Annotated in this window: 10 protein-coding genes and 1 pseudogene; all 11 read right to left on the bottom strand. The window is 57.8% G+C overall.

The window, feature by feature from the left end; all coding sequences use genetic code 11:
- Positions 1–119: 119 nt before the first annotated feature.
- A complete protein-coding gene (locus ACA047_RS11125) occupies positions 120–908 on the bottom strand; it encodes a methyl-accepting chemotaxis protein (RefSeq protein WP_497360303.1) in 789 nt (262 codons plus the stop codon).
- 72 nt (positions 909–980) lie between these two features.
- Positions 981–1,604 (bottom strand): annotated as a pseudogene (locus tag ACA047_RS11130) (HAMP domain-containing protein); the annotation flags it as partial.
- A gap of 47 nt (positions 1,605–1,651) precedes the next feature.
- The gene (locus ACA047_RS11135; protein ID WP_497359235.1) at positions 1,652–2,650 is read right to left on the bottom strand and encodes a helix-turn-helix domain-containing protein; all 999 of its coding nucleotides are present in this window, start codon (positions 2,648–2,650) and stop codon (positions 1,652–1,654) included.
- An 86-nt stretch (positions 2,651–2,736) separates the two neighbouring features.
- Positions 2,737–4,215 (bottom strand): aldehyde dehydrogenase family protein, encoded by a 1,479-nt coding sequence (locus ACA047_RS11140; protein ID WP_497359236.1) that lies wholly within the window; start codon positions 4,213–4,215, stop codon positions 2,737–2,739.
- Between the two features lie 72 nt (positions 4,216–4,287).
- On the bottom strand, positions 4,288–5,136 hold the full coding sequence (locus tag ACA047_RS11145) for a VOC family protein (protein WP_497359237.1): 849 nt from the start codon (positions 5,134–5,136) through the stop codon (positions 4,288–4,290).
- Positions 5,137–5,157: 21 nt separating this feature from the next.
- Positions 5,158–6,804, bottom strand: a complete 1,647-nt coding sequence (locus tag ACA047_RS11150; RefSeq protein ID WP_497359238.1) for a bifunctional 3-(3-hydroxy-phenyl)propionate/3-hydroxycinnamic acid hydroxylase — start codon at positions 6,802–6,804, stop codon at positions 5,158–5,160.
- 21 nt (positions 6,805–6,825) lie between these two features.
- Positions 6,826–7,647: an IclR family transcriptional regulator gene (locus tag ACA047_RS11155; RefSeq protein WP_497359239.1), complete on the bottom strand. Its 822-nt coding sequence runs from the start codon at positions 7,645–7,647 to the stop codon at positions 6,826–6,828.
- A 3-nt stretch (positions 7,648–7,650) separates the two neighbouring features.
- Complete coding sequence (locus ACA047_RS11160) at positions 7,651–8,502, bottom strand: fumarylacetoacetate hydrolase family protein (protein WP_497359240.1); 852 nt, start codon at positions 8,500–8,502, stop codon at positions 7,651–7,653.
- A gap of 322 nt (positions 8,503–8,824) precedes the next feature.
- Positions 8,825–10,270: a carotenoid oxygenase family protein gene (locus tag ACA047_RS11165; RefSeq protein WP_497359241.1), complete on the bottom strand. Its 1,446-nt coding sequence runs from the start codon at positions 10,268–10,270 to the stop codon at positions 8,825–8,827.
- Positions 10,271–10,317: 47 nt separating this feature from the next.
- Positions 10,318–11,499 (bottom strand): MFS transporter, encoded by a 1,182-nt coding sequence (locus tag ACA047_RS11170; RefSeq protein ID WP_497359242.1) that lies wholly within the window; start codon positions 11,497–11,499, stop codon positions 10,318–10,320.
- Between the two features lie 58 nt (positions 11,500–11,557).
- Complete coding sequence (locus tag ACA047_RS11175; RefSeq protein ID WP_497359243.1) at positions 11,558–12,550, bottom strand: SphA family protein; 993 nt, start codon at positions 12,548–12,550, stop codon at positions 11,558–11,560.
- Positions 12,551–12,666: the final 116 nt, after the last annotated feature.

Consider the following 12,666-nt stretch of genomic DNA (forward strand, 5'->3'; position numbering starts at 1 on the left):
GTGCCGGCCACGGTGAATGGGCCGGCGCTAAAGTGCTGGGGATGAATGCTTGAGGGGCGCGTCTTTGACCCCTCAAGTACCCGGATTGCGGGTTGCTCCACGCCAACAGGCATCACTGGCTACACCTTGAAAGAACTGACCTTGTGGTGCAGTAACTGGCTTTGCTTGTTCAGGCCGCGTGCACCCTCGGCCAACTCGGTGACATAGTGGCAGACGCCATCACTCAAACGGTGAATGGTGATGATGTTTTCGTTCACCGTTTCCGCGACAGCACTCTGTTCCACGGCAGCCAAGGCAATGTGTTCGTTCATTTCATTGATGCCCTGAATGCTCTCGCTGATCCGCGTCAGAAACTCACCGACTTGCCGTGAGGTATCCACCGCATCCTTCAGCGCCTGCTGGCAACCGTCCATGGCATCGCGTGCATGATGTGCCGCGCCTTGCAGTTGGGTGACGATAGTTTCAATCACCTCAGTCGACTGGCGAGTTTTTAGCGCCAGGGCCCGCACCTCGTCGGCGACCACGGCAAAACCTCGTCCCTGCTCACCCGCCCGTGCGGCTTCGATGGCGGCATTGAGGGCCAGGAGGTTGGTCTGCTCGGCGATTGCGCGAATAGTGACGACCATCGCACCAATCCCCTCGCTGTCTCGCATCAAATCCCCCAGTTTCCCGGCCGTATGGGTTATCTGTGTCCCGAGGCGCTCAACCATTTGCTGGCTGGCGTCCATCATGACGTTTCCTTCCCGGACATGGGCAGCTGACTCGCGCGTCTGTTCGCTGGTGCTCGAGGCGTGTCTGGCCACTTGGCTGGCTGATTGAGCGAGTTGCTGTACCGACGCCGCCACGGATTCGACCTGTTGCACTTGCTGGGCCGTAGCCTGTGCAGTGTGGCCGGTGGTCCTGTCCATTTCACTGGCATGCTGATCGAGCACCTGGGAGACAAACCCGACATCTGCAACCAGGTTCGCCAGCCGTTCAAGCACCAGGTTGAAGTTGGCAGCCAATTCACCAATTTCATCGTGAGAACCCGCATCCAGGCGTTTGCTCAAGTCAGCTTCCCCTCGAGCGATCTGTGCCAGGCTTTGGCTGACCTCCTTGACCGGTCGCAGGATGTGGCGCCGTGTCAGTAGCCATACGGTTACCAGGGTGGCCAATAGCACGATCGTGGTCACCACCAGATTCTGCAGCAATACCGTGTTCAAGGTCGTTCTGAGTGCCTGGTCGTTGAAATCGACCTCCAGCGTAGCCAGCGACTGGCCCTGATAAATCACCGGTGTGTTCAGCGTAATGGCGACGTGGGTCGTGATGTTCTGTTGGGCCGAGGTTAAACGATGGGTGCGCGAATCGTTCACCGTCAGCCGTGTAACGCCGGGCGCGCGCAGGAGTTCGTCCAACAGATTGCTGATCTGCGCCTGATTGCCTGTTGCGAGCGGTTCGCTCAAGGACTGGGCCGCAAGCTCAAGCAATGTAGTGGCCTGCTTGCGCTGCTGATTGCTCAACTCTGTGCGGGTGAATTGATAGTTGAGCGTTGCGACGGTGATTGAAACGCAGAGCATGACCAAGGTAAGCGTCATCATCATTTTGCCCGCTAGCGACTGTTTCATGCTCGATCTCTTTTTTTTATGATGGGAGCGTTTTTTTGAAGCAGACTTTATGCAGCCGTCGACTTCTCTCTGCTATCGCTTGCGGTATCTCGGAATAGCCGAGGTGACATGCCGAACGTCGATTTGAAATGCCTGCTGAAGTGAGAACTGCTGCCATAGCCCCAGGCATAGGCGATCTCGGTGAGCGAGCGATGGGCATGTTCCCGGTTGCGCAGGTCTTCGGCGCAGCGCGACAGACGCCGTTGCCAGATGTATTCGCTGACACTGCACCCCAACTCATCCTGGAAGGCTCGGTGCAAGCTGCGCACCGAACACTGTTCGGCGTTGGCGATGCGTTCGATGGTCAGGTCGCGGTCGGCCAGGTGGCGCTCGATATACGCCTTGAGGCGGTTTTGCTTGAAGAAGCGGAAGTCGTGCTCGAGTTGCTTTTCTTCCTGTTTATTCCTCAGCACGTTATCCAGAAGCGCGGCGATACTGTCGCCGATCAGCGCGGCCGAGTTGCTGTTGAGCAGGGGGTATTGGTTGTAAGCATCACTGACCAGATGCATCATCATCCGGCCCAGCCCGTTGCGACCGTTAAGGTGCATATCGCCTGTTTGCACGGGCTGTCCAGGTTTCCCCTGGAGCAGCACGATGAAGTGCTCGCAGCCTTGGGTGCTGGTAACGCTGAAAGGTTTGCCACAGTCGACCAATAGCATCTCGTCAGGTGCCAATACACTGTTCTGTTGACCTTGCTCGAAATGACTGACGCCCGCGATCTGCATGATCAACATACGCGTGGTGTCGAGTGAGTCGACCGCTTTGCTCAGATGGCGTGAATATCGATGGGCGCTGGCGGTCATTCGACAGAAGCGCAGTTGGCCCAGGTCTCCATACTCCAGTCGTCCCTGAAAGTCGCTGTTGTGCAACGGGTCGATGAGCGTCGACTCCAGACGCTTTATATAGTCCGGCGTGCGACCCAGGTGATCGCTCATGAACTCTTTCCACTTCATCAGTCGGTCGGAGCGAACAACTTGATCGGTGGACACACAGGCTAAATTGTTCATTTTTCGCCTCTATTTTTTATTGTTCTGCTGATTGGGCAACGGGATCAACACTTGCCCAATCTTGGCAACTCAGGACTGGCAAATAATCAGAACGGGTAGTTATGGCTCCCGGGCTGCCAGGTCACCCAATGGGCGCGGGTGAACTCATCCAGGGCGTAGTGACCATTGAAGCGTCCGAGGCCGGAGTTCTTTTCACCACCGAAGGGCGCATTGGGCTGATCATCGATAGTGATGTCGTTGATATGGGTCATCCCGACCACGATGCCACGGGCAAAATTCAAGCCGCGGGCCATGTCCCGGGTGAAGACCGCGCTGGACAAGCCATACTCGCTGGCGTTAGCCAACTCCAGGGCATGGGCTTCGTTTTCAGCGACCATCAACGGCAGCACCGGCCCGAACGTTTCATCGCGCGCCAGTTCCTGATCGGCCCCTACGTCACCGTATACATGGGCAGGCAGCACCAGCCCGGACGCCTGGCCACCTAAAAGCTGCTTGAGGCCGGCGCTCCCGGCTGCTTCGATTTTACGCAGCAGGCCATCGAGCTGGCTTTGATTGACCACCGGACCAATCACGGTGTCTGCCTTGGCGGGGTCGCCGGTCTTGAGATTGCGCACGCGTTCCACGACCAGCGCCGAGAAGTCGGCGTAGAGCGAGCGGTCGACGATCACCCGGTTGACGCTCATGCAGATCTGGCCTTGGTGCAGGAAGCGCCCGACCACTGCGGCGTGCGCCGCTATTTCAATGTCCGCGTCATCCAGCACCACCAGCGGAGCGTTACCGCCCAGCTCCAGCGCTACGCGCTTGATGTGTTTGCCGCCGGTGGCGATCCGGCCGACATTGCGACCCACATCCGTGGAACCGGTGAAGGAAATCAGGCTTGGGACAGGGTGCTCGACGAAGGCATCGCCAATCTCCGAACCGGCGCCGACCACGACATTGAGCGCACCCTTCGGGAAGCCTGCTTCTTCAAACAAGTGGGCAATCAGAAGGCCGCCGGTCACGGCGGTGTCGCTGGCCGGCTTGAGCACGATGGTGTTACCCAGCGCCAGTGCCGGTACTACCGAACGCATACTCAGGTACAGCGGAAAGTTCCACGGGCTGATCACACCGACCACACCCAAGGGTTCACGAAAGACAAAACTCTGCTCGCCGGGCTTGAAGCTCGTCAGGATCCGTCCTTCAACCTGCATCGGCATCGTTGTGCATTCACGAACAAGGTTCAGCGTGAATTGCCATTCCATGCTCGCCTTGATACGGGTGCTACCGGACTCACGAATCAGCCAGTCGATGATTTCTTCGCTGCGGTTCTGGATGACGTGGGCCAGTTTTTCAAGTTGTGCGCCACGCTGCGTTGGATGCAGTTGCGCCCACGGCTTTTGCGCACGCTGTGCAGCCTGATAGGCGTCATCCAGATCGGCAATTGACGCCAGAGGCATTTCCAGCAGTTGTTCGCCATTGAAGGGGTTGCGGTCATCCAGGCGTCGTGAGGAACGACCTGCACGCCAGGCGCCGTCGATGTATTGGTCGCCATTGATGGCATAGGGGGTGAAATGTTGAGTTGTCATAGTCTTACCTTTTAGGCAGGTGGCCGCGTCCATTAAGGACGATTAGGCGAAACGTCGTACGTAGAAAAGTGCTCAAGTCCTGATCCAGGCGCGACCCCAGGAATTGAGCGTGTATTCCTCCTGCGGCCAGACACCGGGCTGGCGGGAGGCATCGGTTACTTCGAGTTCGGCCGAGAACTCCAGGCGGTTGCGATCGGCATCGACCACCATGAAGAACAGATTGTTGCCCGGCCCATGCCGGCCGGGGCCAAAGAAGAGGGTGATACGTTCCTTGGCGAAGCGATCGCCCCAGTCGCGGATGTCATTCCATTCGTTGGTTTCGTAGCAGTGGTGATCCCACTCGTTTTTGGAACCGCGAAAGAACGCCAGGGAATGATGCTCATCGTCCGAGCGCAGGAAGCACGTCGTGAGCTGGCCGGTCTGCTCATCGACCACATTGTCGGAGATGGTAAACCCCACCGTATTGACGTAGAAATCGATCATGGCTTCCAGTTCAGTGGTCTGGAATACCACGTGCTGCAGGCGACCAGGCATGCCTTGCCGATCAGCCTGGGCAGCGGCGCGAGAGACGCCAAATATCGTTTGCCGGCCCTGAGGGTCTCGGATCAGAAAGGCACCCGGTTCGAGCAACGGCGAATCGATGTCTTCGACAGCACAATCGTGCTCGATCAGGCGAACCCGTAGCTCTCCCAGTCGAGTCTGGTTACCCAGGTCATAAGCTGCGGCGAGCAGACCACTGTGGTCGGCAGGGGACACAAGCATGGCACGCTGCGGGCCGCTGAGTATCCAGCTGCCATCGGCCTGCGCCAGGCTGTCCATATCTAGCATCCGCTGATAGAAATCGATTTGCTGTTGCGGTTCTTTGCTCGCCAGGTGCAAGTAGCAAAGGCGGGCGGGTGTGCAAGTCTGGAGTGTTTGCATAAACACCTCTGTGCTGAAGGTTCAGTGAAAGACGGGGGCGATGCCCGACTCGATTTCGCTGCTTCTCGCCATGGCGATGCCAAACAGCGACTGCAACGATTCGGCAGCTTTTGTCTCTGTGGCCTTATCGAAGATGGCGGCGATATAGCGATCAGGGCGCAGTAGCAAAAACCTGTTTGAGTCGCCCAGTATTCCTTTGAGCAAGCCCTCACGGTCCTGTAGCACCGTGCAGCCAGGAATCGAAGGGATGGTCTTGACGTCTTCGGGAAGGATCAGGATGCGTTTGGCATCCAAATGGTTCCAGAAGCCATGCTTGAGTTCATCGATACGTTGCAGGGTATGGTCGCCGTATTGAATCAAGGCGAAGCCGGCGCCGATGGCTTCGTCCAGTAGACGTTCGTGGCCCTGGGTGTCGGTGAGCATCGGCTGAGGGAACATCTGTCCGCAGGACAGTGCTCCAGCGTCGCCCTCGGTCAATACCAGACCTTTAGTGAATCGCGGTTTAGGCTTGAAGCGCATCTGCAGGAAATAGTCCCGCAACGGTGGCAACAGACCGATCAGGGCGAATGCACCGCTTATCAGGCGAGCGCGAAGGACGGTTGCCGGTGCCATGACCACGCCGAGGTTCAAGGCCAGCTTGATCAAGGCCCATGCATGATCGCGGCGCTCGCTTTCGTAAGACAGCAGGGCGGTTTCAGACATTTTTCCTTTCAGGACGCTGATCAGCTTCCAGCCCAGGTTATGGGCATCGCGAACACCGCTGTTCATGCCTTGTCCGGCATAGGGCGGGGTCAGATGCGCGGCGTCGCCGGCGAGAAACACGCGGTCTACCTGCCAGCGCTCGGCGACCCGGGCATGGAAGGTATAAACAGTCTTGCGCACGATGGAAACCGGGGCGTCACCCTTGAATGGGCGAAGTAACGCCTGCAGGTACGTTTCGTTGAGTGCTTGTTCATCCGTTTCCTCCGGTTTGAGGAGAAACTCGAATCGGCGAGTACGGTGCGGGCCTGGCACTTCAACGACAGGACGCCTTGCATCGCAATACACGCGGGTTTGCCAGAACGGGTCGTCATCCTGATCGGTGTCGACCACCAGCCAGCGCGACGAGAAGCTCGAGCCAACCATCTGAATCCCGAGCTGTTTGCGTACTGGGCTACGGCCGCCGTCGCAGGCCACCAGATAGGCCGCGTTGACTTCTATCATCTGGCCATCGGCGTCACGAATCAGCGCACGCACGCCGTGAGGGCCCTGGCTGAACTCCACCAGATCATGGCTGAATCGTGCCTTCAGGCTGGTAAAACGCTCCAGGCCAACCTTGAGGGTACCTTCGAAAAGGGGTTGGCGAAATGCGTTGCGCTTGGGGAACCCATACAGCTTGCCTGTTGGCTCGACCTTGCCGAAGCAGCGACCGCCGGGCCGGGTGAAATAATGCACGCCGTAGCCAGGCACCACATCACGCAGCACGGCTTCATCCAGCCCGATGGCCTGCATGGTGCGCAAGGACTCGTCATCGATCGAAACGGCCCGTGGTTCGGTCACGGTGCCCGGCTTGCGATCGATGATCCAGGTATCCACATCGGCCTGGCCAAGCAGGTTGGCCAGGGTCAGTCCGGTAGGACCGGCACCGATGATCAGTACCTGGGTGGTGAAACTTTTGAGGGTTGTCATTGTTATTCCCTTCCGGGTGGCTCAGTCCAGTTGCTTGGGGCTGTGGGCGAGCGCAGCCATGTGCTGCGACAGGTTCTGTGCCAGGGCGAGGATCTGCTGTCCTTGTCCTTCTTCCTGAGCACTGTCACGTTCTTGAATGGGGCGAATACAGCTGATGCTGCCGACGACCTTGCCATCTGCGTCGAAGATCGGTGCAGCGAGGCCATAGACGCCATCGTCAACCTCTCCTGCGCTGGCCACATATCCCTGGCGACGTAATTGCTGCAGCGAACGGCGAAACTGCTCCCAGGTTTGGCCAAGGTGGCTGACGCGCAACTCCTCGGGGTTGTCCAGAAATAGCTGACTGTGTTGGCGCGAGGTCATGTTGGCGAGGATGGCCTTGGACGTCGCTCCCAGGAACAAGGGTCTGGGTGAGCCGCGGGAGTAGCTGACCTCACTGAACAATTTGCCGTGCTGATGTATGCAGACGACCTGGTCCTTGAACAGCCGGCAGATCAGCCAGACCTGTTGCTCGCTCCACCGTGGAAAACTCGGCTCCAGCGCTTGTGCGGAGCGCACGAGGGGATCGCTTAAGCGCAGCTGACGATCCCAGGTAATGATCCGGGCGCCCAGCGCGTAACGGCCGGCCTCGACCTGGAACAACAAGTTAGCCTCGGCCAGCTCGCGCACGTAGCGGTAGATCGTCGAACGGGTAAAACCCAATGCGCCGCCCATGTCGTCCACAGCCCAGATCGGGCTCTCTTCGGTGAACAGGTCGAGTACCCGCAGCATGCGCTCCAGGCTCGAGCCTTTGGTGTCGGCCTCCTGTTCTGGCAGTCGCTCCAAGGGCTGTAGTTTGACCATGGTTTACTGCTCGTCAGCGATGCTGTTGCGCAGGATGCCGATTCGAGAGATCTCGATCTCGACTTCATCACCTGGCTTCATCCACACCGGCGGCTCACGGAACGCGCCGACGCCACCGGTGGTACCGCTGACAATCACGTCGCCTGGGGCCAGTTCGGTGAAGGTGGAGCAGTATTCGATCAGCTTGCGCACATCGAAAATCATGTCGCTGGTGCTGGTGTGCTGCATCACTTCGCCATTGAGGCGGGTGGTCAGCTCCAGGTTCTGTGGATCGCCGATTTCATCGCTGGTCACCAACCAAGGGCCGAAACCGCCGGTGTTCGGGAAGTTCTTGCCGGGTACGAACTGAATGGTGTGCTTCTGCCAGTCGCGGACACTGCCATCGTTGTAGCAGGCATAACCGGCTACATAGTCCAGTGCGTCGGCTTGCTTGACGTGACGCGCCGCTTTACCGATCACCACCGCCAGCTCACCCTCAAAATCGAGCTTGTGCGAGGCTTTTGGGCGAACGATGGGTTGCAGGTGGGCGGTCTGGCTGTCGGCGAAGCGAGTAAAGATCATTGGGTAGGTCGGCATATCACGACCGGTTTCGCGCACATGAGTGGCGTAGTTGATGCCAATGCACAGCACTTTGCCCGGGTTCGGAATAACGGGCAGGAAAGTCACTTCAGCCAGAGGAATACGTGGCAGACCCGCCAGGACGGCGCTGGTCAGCTCGCCCAGGCGGTTATTGGCGATGGCTTGCTTGAGATCGGTGCCGAAGGTTGGCTTGACCGATTCCAGGTCAATCACCTGATCGCCCTCGACAACGCCGAAGGTGCTACGACCTTGAACAACAAAGCTCGCGAATTTCATGGAGTCTCCTTGGTAGAAAGGGGGTGCATGGGCACGGGGTCAATGAGGATTAATCTAGTCTTGCAAACAAATCCTGTAAAGTAGGATTTATACATAAATCCTAGAATATGGAATATTTGTCTGTTTTGGTTTTTTGTGAACCATTGGGGGGTAAAAGGGAGGAGGTACAGCAACGCGTGCCATCCGTGGTGTACGGATGGCAACGGTGTTGTGCGCAGTAGAAAAGGGGAGGTGGGCCAATAACCCTTCAGTTAAGCCCTGGTGGAAGCTGTAGCCGTTGCCCAAGCCTGTGTTCGACAACGGCTACACAGCATGCGTCAGCTCAACTCGGTACCCAGCATCCATGCAGCGACATGCGCATCCGGAACGGCATTTTTATGCGTGCAATGGGGCCGCTTGCCATGTCGCGAGAGTCCAGCACTACGAGTTCGCTACGGGCTTGTGCGATGAGATTGAGCAGGGCAACGACGTAGCCGTCTCCTTCCTCTGCCTCTGGAGAGCGCGGAATGAAAATAGGCTCCTGGAAGCATCCGCTGTCACCGGGAAACCAGGCGTCGGTGGTGTTTGTTTTCAGATTGATGTGAGCCAGCAGGTTGAAGAACTGAAACGGCATCGGTCCATTCGCAGGGTTGTAGGGGCGCTGTGGATCAAAGGCGAGCAGGAAGCCGTGCTCGTACTTTCGGCCGATGTAGCGGTCATCGCACCTTGGAAACTCGCAGCGGTAGTCAGTCAGTGGCTGCGGTTGAATGTCGTCCTGCGAGCTGTTCAGGTCAAAGGTCCAGCGCATCAGGCTTGAAGACAGCGTTTCAGGTGGCGGGACATAGCCGTCCGCCTGGGGGAAGAAGTAGAAGATGTTCCCGCCAGTGACCGGCATGTCGATGTAAATCTTGCCGTCTTCATCGAACGCATTGAGCGTATGGCCCTGGAAACCTTCCTTGGGGCCCTTGAACCAGCGAACATCCTCCGCGCGTCCATAGCGTGGCACGACCGCGAAAAGCTGAGGAAGATCGGGTTGCCATTCGAAATGCGGTCCCCCGTTTTTCATGCGGTCGAGGTCAACCGTCAATGGAATCAGCGGGAATACGACATACCGTTCGGTCACCGCAAAATCATGGACCATGGCCGCATAAGGTGCCTGGAACCAGATCTCATGCAGCAACTTTCCGTCAGGCGAAATTTCAAAATACGCCAGGTCTGGCGTGCCGTCCCCTTTGGCTTCATAACTGTTTGCCAAGAGGTTCCCTGATACCGGATCGAGCTTGGGATGTGCGGTGAACGTCGCTGATTTGATCTGCCCGTCAAACGTGTATTCGCCGAGGGTCTCCAGTGTTTCGAGATCCATCGCCCAGGGCATGGCATCTTCTTTGAGCGCAAGGAGGACGCCGTTGTGTGGGATGACGGTCGTATTGGCGGTGGTGTTGTTCTTCGCCGCGAGCGGGTCATTGGTGTAGATGTTTCGATAGACGCCGTTGAGCGAGCGACCTTCGCGGCGTTGAGCCATTAAACGATCCGTCTTCACATAACGACGTCGCATCGAGACCTTGCCGTCGGCAAAGTAGAAGCCGCTGACCACGCCGTCACCGTTGAAAAACATATCGGTGCCCAACATCGGAGGGTACTGCGGGTCTGGCGAGACCTGATAAAAGGCCCCGCGGATCGCAGCGGGAAGGTCACCTTCAATCTCGAGGTCGAACACCTCTGCTTCTACACGGCTGGGCGTATAAAGAGCACCGGAAAATTCAGGTGTTTTGGGAAATGGAGTACTCATCAGGCAATCTCATTAATGTGCGATTCGTTGATGTTCAGGGTGCAAGCTCAGGCCGATTGAGGGGACATTGCCGGTCCGGAAGGCTTCACGCCTCGACGAAAGCGTGCAACGACCAGGCAAGAGATAACCAAGGCGATCAAATAGGCTGAGGCGGCCAGCCATCCGACCGCTCGGAAATGTCCCTCACCGACGACAAGTGCCGCACCAAACGGGCCAAGCCCTTGGCCGACAAAAATTGCAGCGTTGCCCAGGCCGGCCAGTCGACCGGAAGGATCCAGTTCGGCTGCCATGGAAAGCAGGTAAGGCAGGCTGAAAAACCACACCATATGGATCAGGCAAGCCGTGGCGGCAAACGCAACGGTACTGTCGCCATAAACCATGACCAAGGTCGCCAGCAACGCTGTGCCGAAGCTCAACAGTTGCGGGAACAATAGACCCAGGCGACGTCCGATCAGCCCGGCGAGCCCCGCTCCCAGGGCCCCGGCCAGGATGCTGCCGCCAAGAATGCCACCAATCTGCTGCGGCTCCAGGCCAATGCTCTTGCCAATGCGCTCTTGGTAAACCCACAGGGCGGAATGTCCGAAAAACAGCAGCGCAAACAGCATGATCAACAAGATGGACGTGAGACCAAAGGGCGGAGTCGCGATGTTGGCCGAGCGATGTGCTTCGGGGTAGTGCTTAGGCACCCGCCAGCAACCCAACACCGCGAGCACGCTGGTGATAGCCAATAGGGAAAATGCACCGTTGACGCCGAATAACTTCAGGATCATGGGCATGGAGGTCACCAGCAACATGCCCCAAAGTAGGTTGCCGATATTGATGACCGCGAACGTTGCATCTTTAGAGGTGCGCAGCGCTGCTGTGGCGTAAACGACCGCCATAACGGCGCCGCCGCTTGCACCGCAGATCATTCTGCAAATGAGTAAGCCGGTCTGGCTGTGGAGTTGCGTGCTGGCCAGATTGCCCAGTGCCAGGATCAGCAAGGCAACCAGGGCGAAGCGGCGCCGGTCGACGGTCACCATGAACATGGCGCAAACGCCGCAAGCGATGGCCATCGCAATAAGTTCTGCTGCGAAAATGGCGCCTATGGCGTTGAGCGGTAAACCGAGTTGGTCGATAAACGCGCCACCCAGAATAGGCTGGATTTGCAGCGTCCCTAGGGAAATCACCATCATCAGGCAGATAGCGCCCAATGATTTTTTGCTGTCGATGGAGTCGAGCGCGTTCATGGAGCATCACCTCGGGTAAAGGGCCCGCCCCTCATGCAGGAGCGGGCGCACACATCAGTCAGAACTTGTGAACGTAGCGAACCTGCACTTGGTAATCCGCTCGGGAGCGGTTTTCGACGCCGGTCTCTTTATAGGTGTTCAGCCAAAAGGCTTTGTCTTCGGTGATTTTCCAGAACAGGCCCGGGCCAAAGCCCAATACCTTTTCCCGGGAGTCGGTCATTGTGTTTCCGTTGACCTTGTCATCCGAGATTTGCCTGAAGTAGTAGCCGTTGATGCCGACCGAGACCTTTGGGTATACCTCATACGAGACGGTGAAGTTGCTCCACGCCGACTGCCCTGACTGGGTGTCGCGTACCGATTGCCCTTCGAAATATTGCGCCGAACTGCTCGCCGGATCGTCGTTCTTGAAGTTGTACAGGTAGTTCAACCGCCAGCTCACCTCCCAACGAGGCGCAGGCATCCAGGTCGCTGCCCAGTAGGGGTTCAGGGAGAAGTAATTGGAGCCTGGGTTCAGGTCTTTATGTTTGTCGTACTTGCCCGTCGGAAGGATGGTATCGAAGGCCACACGCTGCACAAAAACCGGCCTGCCGGTGGCGTCGACGATCGGATCGAACTGGATCTGCGGCCCAACGGTGACATCACCGAGGCCGGTGGCGTTATCCTTGAGCTTGGCACCGTTGTCACCAAAGTCACCGTCCAGGGACACGACAGGCACCAACAAACTCCAGCCCAAGTGCGCCCCCCCTCCGATGGTGTCGGGTGAGTAATAGCTCAGTTGGTTGATCATCGTGATGACGTTGATCTTTGGATCATCAAAGGAGCCGCTGTTCTTGCCTCCGTTGGTCCTGATGCTGCTAGCGGTGCTGAACTTCAGATAGGTCTGATGCGTCAGCCCGGGTGGTCCGGCGAAACCGTCATAAAAGCTGGTGCCACCCAGGTTGATACCGCTGGGCTGACTTACCGAAGGTGGTGGTGGGCCATCTGCTGCATGGGCGGCAAATGAGGCGAAGCTGAGTGCCAGGCACGCTGGCAAGGATTTAGTCAGACTCATCGAAGTGGCTCTATTATTGGTATTGTGAGCGGGGTATTTTCCCCTGGCACTTGGACTTTAGTGCCTGGATGTACGTGATGCTTGAGCGCAGCGGCCAGAGTTGACTGGGAGTGCCA

This window comes from Pseudomonas sp. LBUM1664, assembly GCF_059695895.1.